The sequence below is a fragment of the Clostridiales bacterium genome (assembly GCA_017961515.1).
In the GTDB taxonomy this organism is placed as follows: domain Bacteria; phylum Bacillota; class Clostridia; order Acetivibrionales; family RGIG10202; genus RGIG10202.
On sequence record JAGCXC010000088.1, the window covers coordinates 1 to 17,568 of the forward strand.

Annotated in this window: 15 protein-coding genes; 9 read left to right on the top strand and 6 right to left on the bottom strand. The window is 31.5% G+C overall.

What is annotated here, in order from left to right; genetic code table 11:
* Window positions 1-80: 23S rRNA (pseudouridine(1915)-N(3))-methyltransferase RlmH (locus J6Y29_05985; GenBank protein MBP5427417.1), on the top strand; the 80-nt coding region annotated here is incomplete at its 5' end.
* A gap of 402 nt (window positions 81-482) precedes the next feature.
* A complete protein-coding gene (locus tag J6Y29_05990) occupies window positions 483-3,320 on the top strand; it encodes an ankyrin repeat domain-containing protein (protein ID MBP5427418.1) in 2,838 nt (945 codons plus the stop codon).
* A 107-nt stretch (window positions 3,321-3,427) separates the two neighbouring features.
* On the opposite strand, the gene J6Y29_05995 is transcribed toward J6Y29_05990, so the two are convergent.
* The gene (locus J6Y29_05995; protein MBP5427419.1) at window positions 3,428-5,266 is read right to left on the bottom strand and encodes a right-handed parallel beta-helix repeat-containing protein; all 1,839 of its coding nucleotides are present in this window, start codon (window positions 5,264-5,266) and stop codon (window positions 3,428-3,430) included.
* Window positions 5,267-5,618: 352 nt separating this feature from the next.
* Here J6Y29_05995 and J6Y29_06000 point away from each other — a divergent pair, with 352 nt between their 5' ends.
* The 6 genes from J6Y29_06000 (at window position 5,619) to gap (ending at window position 11,079) form a co-directional block, all read left to right on the top strand.
* Complete coding sequence (locus J6Y29_06000; GenBank protein MBP5427420.1) at window positions 5,619-6,128, top strand: hypothetical protein; 510 nt, start codon at window positions 5,619-5,621, stop codon at window positions 6,126-6,128.
* 320 nt (window positions 6,129-6,448) lie between these two features.
* Complete coding sequence (locus J6Y29_06005) at window positions 6,449-6,976, top strand: hypothetical protein (GenBank protein MBP5427421.1); 528 nt, start codon at window positions 6,449-6,451, stop codon at window positions 6,974-6,976.
* Window positions 6,977-7,305: 329 nt separating this feature from the next.
* A complete protein-coding gene (gene trmL / locus J6Y29_06010) occupies window positions 7,306-7,800 on the top strand; it encodes a tRNA (uridine(34)/cytosine(34)/5-carboxymethylaminomethyluridine(34)-2'-O)-methyltransferase TrmL (GenBank protein ID MBP5427422.1) in 495 nt (164 codons plus the stop codon).
* Between the two features lie 12 nt (window positions 7,801-7,812).
* The gene (locus tag J6Y29_06015; GenBank protein MBP5427423.1) at window positions 7,813-8,925 is read left to right on the top strand and encodes a M20/M25/M40 family metallo-hydrolase; all 1,113 of its coding nucleotides are present in this window, start codon (window positions 7,813-7,815) and stop codon (window positions 8,923-8,925) included.
* Window positions 8,925-9,842: a DUF2156 domain-containing protein gene (locus tag J6Y29_06020; protein ID MBP5427424.1), complete on the top strand. Its 918-nt coding sequence runs from the start codon at window positions 8,925-8,927 to the stop codon at window positions 9,840-9,842. Before J6Y29_06015 ends, J6Y29_06020 begins: the two co-directional genes overlap by 1 nt.
* A 226-nt stretch (window positions 9,843-10,068) precedes the next feature.
* Window positions 10,069-11,079 (top strand): type I glyceraldehyde-3-phosphate dehydrogenase, encoded by a 1,011-nt coding sequence (gap, locus tag J6Y29_06025; GenBank protein MBP5427425.1) that lies wholly within the window; start codon window positions 10,069-10,071, stop codon window positions 11,077-11,079.
* A gap of 199 nt (window positions 11,080-11,278) precedes the next feature.
* Here the strand turns inward: gap and J6Y29_06030 are convergent, their stop codons facing one another.
* Complete coding sequence (locus tag J6Y29_06030) at window positions 11,279-12,025, bottom strand: glutamine amidotransferase (GenBank protein ID MBP5427426.1); 747 nt, start codon at window positions 12,023-12,025, stop codon at window positions 11,279-11,281.
* The gene (locus J6Y29_06035) at window positions 12,025-13,392 is read right to left on the bottom strand and encodes a DUF1727 domain-containing protein (GenBank protein ID MBP5427427.1); all 1,368 of its coding nucleotides are present in this window, start codon (window positions 13,390-13,392) and stop codon (window positions 12,025-12,027) included. Before J6Y29_06035 ends, J6Y29_06030 begins: the two co-directional genes overlap by 1 nt.
* A gap of 377 nt (window positions 13,393-13,769) precedes the next feature.
* Here J6Y29_06035 and J6Y29_06040 point away from each other — a divergent pair, with 377 nt between their 5' ends.
* Window positions 13,770-15,149, top strand: coding sequence for a sodium-dependent transporter (locus J6Y29_06040; GenBank protein ID MBP5427428.1), 1,380 nt, complete (start codon window positions 13,770-13,772; stop codon window positions 15,147-15,149).
* 51 nt (window positions 15,150-15,200) lie between these two features.
* On the opposite strand, the gene J6Y29_06045 is transcribed toward J6Y29_06040, so the two are convergent.
* From J6Y29_06045 to J6Y29_06055, 3 genes are read right to left on the bottom strand one after another with little or no spacing between them, the layout of a single operon-like run.
* Complete coding sequence (locus J6Y29_06045; protein MBP5427429.1) at window positions 15,201-16,271, bottom strand: aminopeptidase P family protein; 1,071 nt, start codon at window positions 16,269-16,271, stop codon at window positions 15,201-15,203.
* A gap of 1 nt (window position 16,272) precedes the next feature.
* Window positions 16,273-16,707, bottom strand: a complete 435-nt coding sequence (gene aroQ / locus J6Y29_06050; GenBank protein MBP5427430.1) for a type II 3-dehydroquinate dehydratase — start codon at window positions 16,705-16,707, stop codon at window positions 16,273-16,275.
* A 5-nt stretch (window positions 16,708-16,712) separates the two neighbouring features.
* Complete coding sequence (locus J6Y29_06055) at window positions 16,713-17,564, bottom strand: TIM barrel protein (protein ID MBP5427431.1); 852 nt, start codon at window positions 17,562-17,564, stop codon at window positions 16,713-16,715.
* Between the last annotated feature and the right edge of the window lie 4 nt (window positions 17,565-17,568).

Below are 17,568 nucleotides of genomic sequence, written 5' to 3' on the forward strand. Positions count from 1 at the left end.
ATCAATTGATGCGTGTTATTCTATTGGAACAGGTATATAGGTCATTTAAAATATTAAATAATGAGACATACCATAAGTAATCAAAAAGCGGTAAGTGTTTCATAAAACGTAGTAAAAAGGATAAAAATGGAGCAAGCTTACCATAATATTATATTTCTTATTTTTATGTGTTGCCGTGCTTTTGGATGATATTATTTTCAACAACAATTCATACTAGACGATCAAGATACTTTAGAAAGAATATTATGTTGCACCTGTATATGAAGATGGGGTGTTTTTTTAAATATATATATATATTAGGGAAGAGGAGAGATACTGTATGAGGTGAAATACTTATACAGTATCTTTTTTTGTTTATTTAAGGATATTAAAGGGTATTTTGGGGGAAATATTATACAAAATAACTTGAAAATCGCAATAGAAATAGGATATTATATTTTTAGAGAGCAATGCCAAAAATAAATTACAAGAGGTGTGTTAAAATGACAAAAGTTAACAATATCGAAAATGAGTTAAAAAAGCTTAAAGAAAATTTTAGCAGTATGGAGCAAGAAAATGAAGTCGTGCTAAGATCAGAAGCTTTTGTAGATCCCGTAGGAAATTTAGTAGCTCAAATAGACATATTTAATTACACCGAAGATGAAATAGCCGAGGGAAAGACAATGTTGTTAAAGTTGGTTGATAGGCTCTCGGATGATGAAAAGATAGTGTCCATAATAGGTGATAAACAAGTCGCTAAAACCCAGATAGAGGATTTGTTCACAAGGTTGCTTGAGAATAGGAATAATATAGCATCATCATCTTGTGAAAATGAAAGGAAAAAAGAATATACGCAACTATTAAAGGGATTTAGGCTTATTGCGGAAGTTTTAAGTGATTTAAAACTGTCAGATGATGTTTTGGCGTCTAACTTGGTTAGTATAAAAGAATCGGGTAGACATTGTTCTCAAAATTGGAAGCATACGTTGATTAGTTTTATGGTTATATTTAGAGAATATATATCCCCCAAAATATCAATGAAAACTAATATTTTACGTGGAGATGAATTGGATGAAATAAAGAGGAGGTTTTTTGAACTGTTTTATAAAGCTAAATATGATATTGTTAACGATTTAGTATATGGGTTTAAAAGATTTTATAACGTAGAAAGTGAATATGATCCTCATTACAAGGAAATTTGTACAAATTATATGAATAAAAAATATAAACTTTATATTCCGCAGTTAGATAATATACCAGATAATTATATAAAAGATAATGATTTAAAAGCTTGTGATATACGGAAAAAATTTGATAGATATCTAAAAGACAAAACAGTGTATCAGAGTATAGACGAACTTATTTATGATAGAGTTTGTGATTTGGCAAGATGTGATGAGGTTATACTAAAGCATCTTAAAGATTGGTTTTTATATTACATAAATAAAAACGATTTTAAATTATTTGCAAGAGATAGAGCGCAAATAGAAAAATTTTTATATGACTATTTATTAAAAGGTCAAGCTTGTAACGAGATTGCATATGCAGCAATTAGAGAAATGATTAAGGATTATGGTTTTATAGAAGTACAGATTAATACGATGATGCGTTTTAACAGAGTGGCTATAAAACAAATGTTATTGGATACAGATGTGGAAGACGAGAAAATGAAAAGAATAATAGGAAAGCAACTTAATAATATATTTAGTAAGAATGTTATTGAAGTAATTGAGTTTGTATCAAAATATAAACAATATGATTTATACAAATATTTAGATTTAGATAAATTTAAAGATATAGACAATATGTTAATACAGATATACCAAAATAACAATACAGGAATGGTGAAATTCTTAGTAGAAAATGGGATAGATGTAGATCAAAAAAACGAATATAAAGAGACAATATTGTGGTATGTGATTAGGAATAAAAATGTAGAATTATTGAGGCTATTAATAAATAAAGGTGCAAATATAAATAGTAGAGATCGGTATGGAGATACTCCACTATGGTATGCAGTTAAGAATGAAGATGTTGCGCTTGCAAAATTGCTAATAGCGAATGGAGCTAACGTAAATAAGTTAGACAAAAACAAAGAAAATATACTAAGTTATGCTATTTGGAAAAATAATGAGGAATTGGTTAAGCTTTTAGTGGTGAATGGAGTTAAATTGAATGCACTAAGTAGGTACGGAAGGACGGCATTTTGGAACATTGCAATGAACAAAAATATGTCAATAGCAAAATTATTGATACGAAATAAAATAGATATAAATTTGATAGACGTGTACGGAGAAAATGCGTTGTGGTATGCGGTTGGATTTAGGAATAAGAAACTTGCAAAGTTATTGTTAAAGTTTGGTGTGTACACAGATTTAACTGATACTGATGGTAAAACAATATTAAGTTATGCAATTAAAAACGGAGAAACTAAAATGGCAAAATTATTGATACATAATAAAGCAGATGTGAATAAAGAGGATCATGAGTCTAAAACTGCATTGTGGTACGCTGTCGAAAAAAACAATATTGATATAGTGAAAATGTTAATAGAGTACGGAGCAGATATGGAAGTAAAAAAAAAGGATGGAGAAACATTGCTAATTTATGCAGTAAAAAACAAAAAACAAAATATTTTGAATGTATTATTAAACAATGGAGCTAATATAGATAACGTTGATCAATTTGGGAAAACTGCGTTGTGGTATGCGATAAAAAATGATTTGTTGATATTTGTGGAAATTTTGATGTCTAACGGAGCCAAGGTGATAGATAAATGCAAAGAGATACCATTATGGTATACAGTAAAACACCAAAATATTTCATTAACAAAAGCTATAATTAATAACGGTATAAATATTGACATAGATGCAGCAAACCAATACGGGAAAACTGCATTGTGGTATGCTATAATGGAGAAAAATATAGAAATTATAGATTTATTAATAAATAATGGTGCAACAAAAATGGGGGTTGGACAAGAGACGGCATTTTGGTATGCAATTAAAAATAGAAACACAAAACTAATAAGACAGCTTATAAAAAATGGGGTGGATGTAAATGAAAAAAATAGCGATGGAGAAAATGCATTATGGTATGCTGTCAAAAATGGAGATTATAAACTAACTAAGTTACTGATTGATAATGGAATAAATATAAACAAAAAGAACAAATATAATAAGACTGCATTATGGTATGCGATACATAACAATAATAAACGAATAACAGAACTTTTAATTAAAAATGGTGCCGATAAAACGGAGATAAAAAGAGAAAAAACTATCCAAATACCTAGAATAAATATATCAAATTCCAGGGACAATTCATTCGAACGAGCATAAAAAAATAAGACATATTGCCTTAAAAAGAGTTTTAAATCTAGAATATAAGCTTTTTAGAGGGAATATATTAAGGAATTGCGTCATATGACGCAATTCCTTGCAAAATATTATTCATATGTGCAAAATCCACTTTCAGGAAGTTGGCATACAGCATCCCAGTTTTTGTTTGAAAGAACTATTTTCAAATTAAGTGTATTAGCTAAATTTTCTAAGCTTGAAAGCTTTATTTTATATTCTATGTAAGTATCATTTTTAACATAACTGGTTACATCACAGATATGTTCAAAATCCCAGCTTGAGCCGTATTTTTTAGAGTATTTATATAACCGATTATTTTCGATTAAATAATCAGTACCGCCATCACTAAAGCCAGTATTTGTATCGTTGTCTGTATTCATATAAACATGTACATTTGGATAATTATCTAATTCTTCACCTAGGATATATATATATAAATATTCGTTATCTTTACACATTTTTAGTTCCTTTAAGTGGCCAAAGTTTTTTGAGATACTTTCTATATTTCCCCAGTCTTTGCTTAAGTTATCAATGTTTCTTGAATCTACTGAGGAAGCCCTAGATCTTTTTGAATATTCATAACATCCCATATCGACTGTTCCATTAGAGACACGAGCATTTTTATCCAAGTCATAGTCGCCATAATCGACATTTATACCTTTATTTATTGCTGGTGAATTTTCCTTAAGTCTGAAATCACCTTTTGATTCATTTACGAATGAAGGGTTCTCGGTAAAATTGTTCAAAACTTTATTTTTCCTTACTTTACCATATATAGGTTCTCTTACACTTTTATAAATTATATTGTTTGCAATTTCGTTTGAGGAGCTGTTGGCATTTTGAATTACAATACCTATACTACAATGGTATATAGTATTATTATATATTTTTACATTTTTCGCCAAACCATTATCTGAATCGGCCCCTCCTAATGTTATACCGGCATAAGATAGACAATCAGTTATCAAATTATTTCTAATGATAATATTTTCTGCATCTTTACCTTCGTGTTCGCTTGATGCAGATATACCTATGTCACAATTTTTAACTATATTTCTTTCTATTAAAATGTTTTTACCTCCATCAACATATATTCCATCCGCACAAGCACTTCCTTCATATACATGATTGTGCCGACTTGTTATATTATATACATAATTACCTATGCAAACACCATCTCTAGCTCGATCCTTTTTACTTGAATCTACTGTGCCTTCATGACCGATAAAATCTATACCTATGTTGTCATTATCATGGATTATGTTATTTGTTACAGTAAAATTTGTAACATTTCCATTTAAAACTACGCTTTCACTGCATCCGAGTTTGCATTTATATACTTCGTTGCCATCTATAGTGATATTTGATATTGGCCTATCAGATTCAAATCCATAGACTGAAATTCCATGTGCGTTAGCTTTATGAGAGGTATGTCTAGTTTCTATATGATGTACTTTACAATTTTTTATTGAAACGCCATCTCCGTACCCTGAAACGAATATTCCATGGACAACATTTTTTGTATCTGTGGATAAGTTTTTAAATTCAATTCCTTTTACTTCGACGTAACTTTTGTTGATTATTGATAATAATGCAATATTGCCGTTTGAGTTTTTAGTACTTTTATTGTATCCATCAACAATAACGTTATCATTTTTGTAATTGCGTATACATATAGGTGAGTTTTTTGTACCAGATGCTCTAACAGTAAGTTGTTCGTTATAAGTACCTTCACGTATGTTCACAGTATCACCAGCTTTTGCTATGTCCAATGCTTTTTGTATTGTTTTGAATGGTTTTTCGTAGCTACCTTTATTCTTATCATTTCCATTTTTAGAAACATAATAAGAGTCTGCAAATGCTACATTGGACTTAACGAGACATACGACGAATAGACAGGTAAAAATGGTATTGAAAAATTTTTTCATATAATCACCCCTTCTTTTTTTTGCATGAAGTAATAAATTATGAGTGTAATAGTATATCGTATTACTTTGAAATATCTTAAAATTCTAAAATAAACAAATTTTTGATTTACTATAGTAGAAAAAGATAAATCATAAAAGATAAGAAAAAGACTTTTTGTACTTATATGAAGGAGCAGGATACTTAAAGGGTACAATGTATTTTTGAGATATTTTTAAATTCTAAAGTTGGTTTTGAAGAAGAATGAGATGGATTGAAGAAAAAGTTGTAAATTAAAGAAAAATGTGATAGAGTTGCAGATAATGATGGGATAGGTTTTATAATCAGAATAAAAAAAGGAAGAGATGATTTACTATGGAAAAAATTTTAAGAAAAGTACTTTTAGGATCGGTAATTCTTAATGTTGCGATGATTGATTTACAATTGTTAGTAACACTTGGGGCAGTAAGTGCTGATGTGTTGAATGCAGGATTAGGAACAGGAACTGCAATATTTACATTGACAGATACAGTGCCGTTATTGTGCGTAGGGATAGGTGTGGAGTTATTGGGATTAATGATATTAAATAAGACCGTGAAGAAATTTAGGGAGGTTAAGATAGATTACGATGAAATTAAAAGAAGTTTCCAACATTGCAAAGAAATAGTTTTTGATAGAGAAAAAACAAAGAATATTCAGATAAAAACAATTGAAGGAGTAATAAAAGAGCAAGATAATATTAAGAAACAAGAAAAGAATATAAACAATAAAAGTGTAGAGCATATACTAATAAAAAATGCTAGAAGTAGAGATAATAAAAAGACTTCGGCTGAGAATATTTTAAGAGTTGGTAATTGTGAAAATTCTACAGCTTTGGAAAAGTAAAAAAAATTAGATTGTAGAGAAGGAATAATTTGAAGCTTAGGTAGTTTTGAGTTGTTCTCTTAGATTTTTGATTGATGAAAACTATGCATATTAAATAACATTTGAAATTTAAATTATAAAGTAGGAGGGGAAGTGAATATTCCTATAGATGGGATTAAAAAAGATATTAGTTTGGAAATAATTATACAAAAATATATATTAAATGGGTTTAAAAAATTTTTTTAAAAAAAATTGCAATGTAATGAAAAGTATGATACAATTGCAAACGATGATGGAGGGACTTCCATAATCGCAATAAAAAAGGAAAGAGATGGTTTGTTATGAAGAAAATTTTAAAGAAAGCATTTTGGGGGTCGTTGAGTTTGGGCTTGGCATTAGCTGAGTGTACATTGATAGCTGCAATTGGAGCGGTAAGTCTCAACGTAATAAGTGCGTTCTTAGGAACAGCTGCAGCAGTATTTACAGTAGCTGAAACATTAACAATAATGGGAATAGGAACAGTAGCTGGAGTATTAGGTTTAATGGCATTAAAGCGTACAGTTAGAAATTTCAGAGAGGTAAGTATTGCTGATGAAACTGGAAGATTAAAAAGAGGTCTAAATAAAGGATTGAGAAAGATATCAAACTTAGTACCTAGGAGAAACAAAGGAAAAGATGCTGAGAAAGAACTTGACAACAGTAAAGCATCTGTTAAGACAAAGGAAGATGAAGACAAAAACAAAAACGTTAACGATAGAGAGCAAGCTTCTAGTAGTTCTATAAATCCTAGGGATGATGAGAGACCTAAAGAGGTAATTGAGCCAGTTAAAGAAGGGGCAAAAGAAGTAGCGATGGAAGTAGGAATGTAAGAAGATCTTACTCTATAAAGGGGAGCAATTTAAGGCTTGGATAGCTTTGAGTTGTCCCCTTGAATTTTTATCTAAAATTTAGCAAATGTCTTAACATAAGAAGTAAGAACCGCAGGGATTATAAGGTTAGCTTGTATTGCCTTAGTAGAGTGGTGCTAATTGAAGGAGAACCTAACTGTTTGCATAAGTAATGCAAAAGTAAGTCCTTAAGCTTTACGTCGAGAATTTTATCAAAAATTTGAGGTGTAGGTAGGGCTGGATGTCACTTGACAAGAACTGTAACATGTGAAATAATGTGGGAAGTTCAAATTATAATGGGGGGAAAAAAAGTGGCTTTTAATATAGTTTTAATGGAACCTGAGATTCCTCAAAACACAGGAAACATTGTAAGGACATGCGCAGCAACAGGAACAAAGCTTCATCTTATAAAGCCTTTAGGGTTTTCAGTTGATGATAGGCATTTAAAAAGAGCAGGTTTAGATTATTGGAAATATGTTGATATAAACTACTATGATAGTTTTGACGAGCTAAAGAACAAATATAGTGATAAAAAGTTTTATTATGTAACAACAAAAGGACTAAATAAATATTCTGATAAGGAGTATTGTGGGGATGATTTTTTTGTTTTCGGGAAAGAGACAAAAGGTTTACCAGAGGATTTATTGTATAATAACAAAGAGGATTGCATAAGAATTCCTATGAATGAAAATTTGCGCTCATTGAATTTAGCAAATTCAGTTGCAATTGTGTTGTATGAAGCATTAAGACAGACTGGATTTAGTGGTATGCAAACAAGTGGAAGCTTAACATCATTTACATGGTAGGAGAGAATATACATGATAAACAGAGATAGAATTATAAATCTATTTGCAAAGCTAGTTAGTATTGATACACAAAGTCTTCACGAGAAAAAAATGGCAGAATATATATCAAAGATTCTAAAAGATATAGGGTATAACGTTAGTGTTGACGATGCAGCCGAAAAAATTTTAGGAGATAGTGGTAATCTATTGGTTACTGTAAAAGGAGATCCTAATATTGATGCCATAGTGCTAGTGGCTCATATGGATACGGTTGAGCCAGCCATAGGAAAAAAGGCTATTATTGGGGATGAGTATATAACATCGGACGGGAGTACTGTGCTGGGCGGAGATGATTTAGCGGGAGTTGCAATCATATTGGAGCTTTTACAGGTGATATATGACGATAATATACCGCACGGAGATATATATGTATTGTTCACGGTTGCAGAAGAAATAGGACTTTTAGGTTCTAAGAATTTTGATTTCACAAAAATAAATGCAAAGTATGGTTTTGTGCTAGATGGAGGAGGAGATATAGGTAGGGTAGCTGTAAGAGCACCATCACAGATATCTTTTGATATAAATATAAAAGGAAAGGCAGCTCATGCAGGGATTGAACCTGAAAATGGTATAAGTGCTATAGAAGTAGTTTCGCATGCAATAAGTGAAATGAGATTGGGCCGAATAGACAGTGAAACTACAGCCAATATAGGGATAATATCAGGTGGAATTGCGACCAATATAGTGTGTGACAAGGTAAATATAAAAGCCGAAGCCAGAAGCCTTGATGAAACAAAGTTGATAAATCAGATAAATCATATGAGAGAAAAAATTGAGTTATACTGCAAAAAATATGGGGCAACCTGTATGATAGAACAAAAGGTGGAATACCCATCATACGACGTATCTGGCAACAAGACATTGATTGATATATTAAGTAATGCTGCAAAGGCGACGAACATTGAATTAGTGCTTGAAGATACGGGAGGAGGAAGTGATACTAATATACTAAATAACAATGGCATAGTTTCGTGTATTATATCTGTGGGTATGGATAATATTCATACTGTACACGAGAGAATAAAGATACAAGATATAGTGTGTGGAGCGAAGTTTTTATTAAACATAGTCAGGAGTGTTTGGTAATGTTAGATTCAATAAAAAAGTTAGATTTAATTGATATTACTATTGACGCTAAAGATATCTTTGATAAGTATATTGGTATGAATTATAATCAGGTGTCGGAAATTACGTTTACCAATTTGTTTATATGGAGACATCAATACAAATTAAAATATGCGGTTTGTAATGATTATTTGTATTTGATTTCTTTCAAAGATTCAGAAAAACCGTATGCATTTTTGCCAATGGGGAATATGGAGAGTAAGAGTTTTTTAGAGGCAATAAAAGTGTTACAACAATATTTTGATGTAAATGGCTATGAACTAATAATAAAGAAGATATATGAAGATTATGTAGATATTGTGTTGGGTGTACTAGGTGAGGATTATATTGCAGATTATGATAGAGATAATAGTGACTATTTATATTTAACGAGTAATTTAGCAACGCTTAAGGGGAAGAAATATCATAGGAAGAAAAATCATGTTAATAAATTTATGTCTACCTATAACTATTCGTATGAAAAAATAGATAGTGTAAACAAGAGAGCGTGTTATAACATATTAAATAAGTGGTTATTAAACAAAAAAGTTCAAAGCGATGCTTATAAAGAAGAAGTGCTGGCAATAAAAGAAATTGTAGAAAATTTTGAGAATTTAGATTGTTTCGGTGCAATAATAAACGTGGATGCTACACCACAAGGATTTACATTTGGAGAAAAAATGAATAGAGATACTTTAGTAATACATCTAGAGAAGGTAAATAGAGAAATAGATGGATTAGGGGAGTTTATTAATTGGCAGTTTTGCAAAGAAAATTTTAATGATAGTATATATATAAATAGAGAGCAAGATCTTGGTATAGAAGGATTGCGTAAGGCCAAAAAATCTTATTTACCTGAAAGACTTGTAAATAAGTATATTATTCATCATAAACGATGAACATTTAGCTTAATACAATATATGAATAGTCAATGTTTACTCTTGGTAACATTGACTATATTTTGCAGAAAGAATAGCATAATATTTTGCTAATTTCGATAATTTTTTAAAAAATGGAAAATTTATATTGAAATTATAAGATAAATAGTATAGAATGATGAGTGGTTCGATAGAGGGTGTAAAACATTCTCATAAAAAAAGTATTTGTTAGTAGGAGGAGATAGTAATGGCAATAAAGATAGGCATCAATGGTTTTGGACGTATTGGACGTTTAGTATTGAGATCAGCTGTAAATAATAGTGCGGTTGAAGTAACAGGTATCAATGATCCATTTATAGATCTTGAATACATGGCATATATGCTAAAGTATGATACTGTTCATGGACACTTCGAAGGAACTATTGAAGTTAAAGATGGTAGTCTAGTAGTGAATGGCAAATCAATCAAAGTATTTGCAGAAAAAGATCCTGCAGACATCAACTGGGCTTCATGTGGAGCTGAGTACATAGTGGAATCAACTGGTGTATTCACAACTACAGACAAAGCGAACGCACACTTTAAGGGAGGAGCAAAGAAAGTTGTAATTAGTGCTCCATCAAAAGATGCACCAATGTTTGTTATGGGAGTTAACCAAGACAAATATACTAAAGACATGAATATAGTATCTAATGCTTCATGTACAACAAACTGTTTAGCACCTTTAGCTAAAGTTATAAATGATAACTTTGGTTTGGTTGAGGGATTAATGACAACAGTTCATGCTACAACAGCAACTCAAAAAACAGTTGATGGACCTTCCAAGAAAGATTGGAGAGGTGGACGTGCAGCAGCATATAATATCATTCCTTCATCAACAGGAGCTGCAAAAGCAGTAGGAAAGGTTATCCCAGAGTTAGATGGGAAATTAACAGGTATGTCATTTAGAGTACCAACAGCTGATGTATCAGTGGTGGACTTAACTTGTAGATTAGCTAAGCCAGCTACATATGAGCAAATTAAGGATGCAATGAAAAAAGCTTCTGAAAATGAAATGAAGGGTATTTTGGGATATACTGAGGATTCAGTAGTATCGTCCGATTTCATTCATGATCCACGTACATCAATATTTGATGCAAAAGCAGGTATATCATTAAATGATAACTTTGTAAAATTGGTATCATGGTACGATAATGAGTGGGGATATTCAAATAAAGTTATAGATCTAATTTGTCATATGGCTAAGGTAGATAACAAGTAATTTGTAGTAACAGGGAGAGTATTTATGAGTTGCTGCAAAGGGTAGTTTTTGTACGGATAGTTTTGATTTTAAAAAATATTGAAAAGATAATATGTTTTAGGGCTAGTTTATTGCGAACTAGCCCTAAGATATTATGTATACTTTGGTATAAGAGGAAAAGAACAATCTCATGTCAAATAGCAATGGGTAGATAGTAATTTTATCGTATATATTTATTTAAAACAGATAACCTTGCTTTATTTTCAATTGAATCATCTAACGGAGTCAATATGTTAAAAGAAGGATATTTATTTCCTAATGCGACAGATAGTATGTGATCGGTTAGTTTTGGATTTTTAGGAAGAAGGCTGCCATGAGAATATGAACAAAATGTATTTTTAAATACTGCTCCCTCAAAACCATCTTGACCATTGTTGCCGTGCCCACAAATAAGTTTTCCCATAGGTTGTACACGTTCACCCAAAAAAGTTCTACCTGCATGATTTTCAAAGCCAACAACTACACCGTCAAAAGAGCTTGATTTTAAGAAGTCGCAACGAAAGGCAAAGTTGCCAATTAGCCTATCTTTTTGTGCAATTGTCCAAAAGTCGAGAGCACCTAATAAATCTATTTTTCTGCCATCATATGTAGTGTAGTATTTGCCAAGTAGTTGATAACCACCACATATTGCTAGAAATACTTTACCAGAGTGTATAGCCGAGGTTATGGAACCTCCCTTTAATTTTATGAGATCTTCTTGGATGATTTCTTGTTCAAAATCTTGGCCACCTCCTAAGAAAGTTATATCGTATTTGGAGGGATCATACTCTTGCCCAAGAGATACATTATGTATATTAATGCCTATACCACGCCAATCTGCACGCTGCTTTAATGCTATAATATTACCACGATCACCATAAAGATTAAGTAGATTCGGGTAAAGATGACAAATTTCTAAATTATACATCATTTCCAAAACTCCTTTAATTTAAATTTGTTTTTTAGTATCTTACGGACTTTAAGCAAAGCGGTGTATGTTGGTAATATATAAAAACTTTGCCCTGGATTTGTTCTAGAAAGTCCATCGTTTATAAGTTTAGTGTAATTGCTAAATGTAGATATATTTTTAGCAGGGATTCCAGCATATTTAAGTCTTGTTGCCATATCGAATAAACGAGTTCCCCCAACTAAAATATTTGGATCTTTCCCACATAAATTTTCGAGGTCAGCATCCCATATCCAAGATACATCAGTACCATCGGCAGCATTGTCATTTAGTAAGAATGCTATTTGTAAGTTATTATCTTCATTTAGTAAATAATTAATCACCTGATTAAATCCAGCTGGATTCTTAACCAATATAAGTTTTATTGTTTTATCATCAACAGGGATACTTTCCATTCTACCAAAACTAGATTCAAAATGTTCAATAGAATCTAGTATCGTATTTGCGGGGATTTGTAATGAATATGCCAAAGAAATTGAAGCAAGTGCGTTATATATGTTGTACAAACCAGGTAAATTTATTTTTGCAGTATATTCATCAGATAAAATTTTAAATTTAATTTGTGATGATGATGGAGATAACTGTTGTACTAAACTACACGATATATCAGTATCTTTCTTTTTATAGCCACACTTATCACAATAAAATCCACCCAAATGCCCATAAACGTGATTTGTGTACTTATATTCGTTTTTGCAAAAAATACAAAAATTAGCGTCAGTGTTAAATATATAATTATCTGGTGAATATGCATCACAGTTAAAACCATAGTAGATTATATCCGAATAAAAATTTTTTGCTAAAGAGCTAGACAAGGAATCATCTGCGTTTAGTATTAAATGTTTGCAAGATAAGTTGTTTAAACCATCACGTATACCGCTTAAAGTGGTATATAATTCACCATATCTATCTAACTGATCACGGAAAAAATTTGTAATAACCAAATATTCAATGGAAGGGATCATCTTTGATATTTTTAGAAAAGCAGCCTCATCAATCTCTATTAGTGCAGTGCTTTTCTTAGGCTTACCCAATAAAGTGTGACCTTCAATGAATGTAGTAGTTATACCAGGAACTAAATTTGCACCAGAATTATTGCATATATGAGACATTCCATGATGTGATAATAAGTTACTAATTATTTTAGTTGTAGTAGTTTTGCCGTTTGTTCCAGTAACCATTATTATTTTAAAATTAGAAGCTAATTTTTCCAAGATTTTAGGATTCATACGAAGTGCAACCCTTCCAGGAAGAGTAGTTGCTCCTTTTCCGAACATTCTAAATATGAAAATTATGGTTTTAGTTATCAGTAATGTAAAGAAACACATCAAATAAAATACCTCCTTTAAAAAAATATGGGCTCTCTATTAGTTATATAATATTAGAAGAAGTATTGCAAGAGCCAATTATAATTTTCTATAGCACAATCGACATTTTTTGCTCGAATTTTTTTGCATATTATAAATCTAGTGTTGCATATGGGCAGAATTTGTAGTAGAATAATAGGCGAATAAGATTCTATGTAGCACAACTTAGGACAGTATGGGTGATTCTGGACATGCCGTATTGGAGGGTTATGACTTAGAATAGAATATTATTAGACCGTGAGACATAAATACAAGTATGATTACTTACTGTGTAATGCCTCAATCTAGCAATCGGTTTTACATGTTTGTAATGATCTTGTGAGAGACTTTTAGCTAAAATGAATAATTTATTTGGAGGGATCGTTTTGAAAAAAGAAGAATCGACTGAAAGAGCTCAATTTTCTTCTAGCATAGCAATATTTTTTGCTACGCTAAGTTCGGCTGTGGGGCTAGGTAACATATGGAGATTCCCATATAAAATTGGTGAGAATGGAGGAGGATCGTTTCTATTCCTTTATTTGATTTGTATATTATTTGTAGGTATGCCACTATTAATATTCGAATTTTACATGGGAAGAAGAGCAAGAAAAAACGTAGTTGGTGCATTCGGTAAACTTTCTGGAAGCAAGAAATGGGAGAAGGTAGGAGTTGTAAGTTGTATAGGATCATTTTGTCAATTATTTTTCTATACAACAGTAGCTGGTTGGGTATATGCTTATGTTTTTAAAGGGTTGATAGGAAAATTTTCAAACATAACAACAAATGGCGCGAGGACTCAGTTTTCACATCTTTTGCAAGCACCAGGCTGGGGGATATTTTGGCAGGCATTAGCAGTTGCAGTAATTACCGGAATTTTAATTATGGGTGTAAAAAATGGTATAGAAAAGATAACAAAAACATTGATGCCAGTACTATTCGGATTGATAGTATTTTGTGCTATAAGAGCATTGATGTTGCCTAATGCTTTTAATGGGGTTAAAATGTTATTTTGTGTAGATTGGTCTAAAATAACTATGACAGCAGTTATAGCAGCTTTGGGATTATCGTTCTTTAAACTTGCGTTGGGATCTGGAGCTATGGTTACATATGGAAGTTATTTTACTAAGGAGACTAATATTATATCTACAACAGTGAAGTTAATTATAGCAGATACACTTGCATCAATATTTGTTGCATTGATAATTTTCCCAGCGGTCTCATCATTTAATATGCAAATGGATGAGGGAAGAGGTTTGTTATTTGTTGTTATGCCGGCTGTATTTGCTAAAATGGGTGGTTTAGGAAGAATATTGTTATTAGTATTTTTCGTATTAACAGCAATAGCAGCAACATGTTCAGCCCTTGCAGTGTTTGAGGTTCCAGTTGCATATTTTTCAGAAGAGAAAAATATGTCAAGAACAAAAGCGGTTTTATTATCTGCAGGTATAGTTGTAAGTTTTGGAGCATTGGTATCGTTAACAGAGAAATATGGAAGTTTATTCTTTAACATATTTGACTTTGCTTCATGTAACATCATGTTCCCTATTGCGGGACTTTGCACAGCAATATTTATTGGTTACTTTACAAAGAAAGAAGATATTTATGATGAGCTTACAAATGGTGGAGAACTTAAGAATAAGAGTTTAATAGATAAATTTTATTTCTTAGTTAAGTATGTGACACCAGTGCTATTGTCTGTGGTATTCGTAGGACTTATAGCGAGTGTATTTAAAAAATAATAGATTTTACAAGGAAAGCTCCTTAAAGAAATAAGGGGCTTCTTTTTTTTATCATAAAATAATTATATCTTTAGATGATGTTGGTAATATAACATTAGAGTGGGGGGTGATTGCTAACATATCTTCAATTCTAACTCCGCCAACGTTAGGTAAATATATACCTGGTTCTATGGTTATAACCATTCCAGCTTCCAGAACTTCTGTACTTTTTGTAGAGACCGAAGGTAGTTCATGAACGTCTAAGCCAACGCCATGTCCTAGAGCATGGCCGAAATAATTGCCATAGCCATAGTTTGAGATAACGTCTCGGGCTGTTTTATCTATATCGCATATATTAGTGCCAGGTTGTGCTTTTTTTATCGCTTCTGTTTGAGCAAGTTTCACTATATCATATATTTTTAAAATTTCTTCATTAGGATCTCCTATAAAAATAGTTCTGGTCATATCTGAACAATAATTATTATAAATTGCTCCATAATCTAGTGTTATTGTATCGCCGTATGAAATTATTTTGTCGCTGGCAACACCATGAGGCATACTTGATCTAACGCCAGAAGCTACTATTGTTTCAAATGATACGCCTGATGCTTTGTGTTTTCTCATAAAATATTCAAGTTCTAGTGATATTTCTTTTTCAGTCATACCAACTTTTATATAATTTAATATATGTGAAAAAGCATTATCTGCAATTTCTACAGCAACACGGATATTGTCAAGTTCTTGTGAAGTTTTCTTTATGCGGAGTAATTGCAAAATATTATCTGCACTAAGTAGCGTAACATTAGTTAAATTTGATGTATATTTTTTGTAATCATCAAATGAAATATCGCATTCTTGTACACCTATACGAGAAATTTTTTGCTTTTGGATAATATCATTTAGTTTATCCCAAAGATTATTTTCTTTGCGAATGAGTTGATATAAAGGAGCTTCTCTTTCTGCTTGTTCTACATATCTAAAGTCAGTAGTTAAGTAAGCATCATGCAATGTAATAAATAAAAAGGTGTCATCTCCAGAAAAAGAAGATAAGTAAAATATGTCTTGTTTTTTAGTAACAAGTATTGCTTGTAGATTTTTTTTAGTTAATTGTTCACGTAAAGCCTGTAATCTAGAATTTATCATGTTAGTTATCATCCTTTTTGAAATATTGTAGTGCTAGTATATAAGATAATTTGCCAAAGCCTGTAATTTGCCCAAGACAAACTTCTGCAATAACTGATCTACGTCTAAAAGATTCTCTGCTATAAATATTGGACATATGGACTTCTATGACGGGGATATTTATTGAGGCTATGGCATCACGTATAGCAATACTATAATGTGAGTACGCTCCAGCATTTAAAATAATGCCGTCATATTTTTCTATAGACTTATGCAAAAAATCTATTATTTGCCCTTCAGAATTAGACCAAACACAAGTAGTGTTAAGTCCAATATTTTTAGAATATTCTTTTATAGAATTTTCTAGTTGAACTAAAGTTTCAGTTCCATATACCAAAGGTTCTCTTTTGCCAAGAAGATTTAAATTGGGTCCGTTTATTACTAAAATTTTATGCAAAACATTTACACCTCCATTGATTCATAGATGTTTTTTAAAGTTAGGGCATCTTCTGCCATAGTGCCGAATGATTCGCATATTATTACAGGAGTCATATTTTTTTCATGTATTAATTGCGCAAGAGGCTCAAAGTCTGGACCATATTGCGTGTCACATAATCTCCAATGACGTTTTTCTCCGCCTTTTGTGAATTCAATTCGACTAAAATGTATGTGAAGATTTTTAAGCCTCATATTACCTAAGCCATTTTCAACTTTGTCTAATACCTGTCTAAAATCATCAATTGAATTTAAACATCCCATATCTCGTACATGGATATGTCCAAAATCTATTGTTGGAATTAAACGATCATCTATCTTACACATTTCTACTATTTCATCAACTGAGCCTAATTGATTTACTTTACCTAGTGTTTCAGGACATATAGTGATGTCGCCAAAGCCATTTTCATCAGCAGCTCTAATACTTTTTTTAAGAGTATCACAAGCAAGAGCTAAAGCTTCAGATCTTGGCATTTTACTGCAGCTACCAGCGTGTACGACTATTCTTTTTGCTCCCATCCAACGTGCGGCCTTAAGTGTGCTTAAAATATAGTTTACGGAGTTATTTCTTTTAGTGGCATCAACACTAGATAGACTTATGTAATATGGAGCGTGTATGCTTAAAAATATATCATTTTTGATTGCTTCATCTTTTAGTTTAGTAGCGCTAGCTTCTTTTATTTTTACCCCTTTGCCACATTGATATTCATATGCAGAAAGTCCCATGGAATTTAGCCACTTAGGCATTTGTAGGGAACTTTTGTAACCTTCTTCATAGAATTTGTCTGAGTTGCCAGACGGTCCAAATCTTATCAAAATA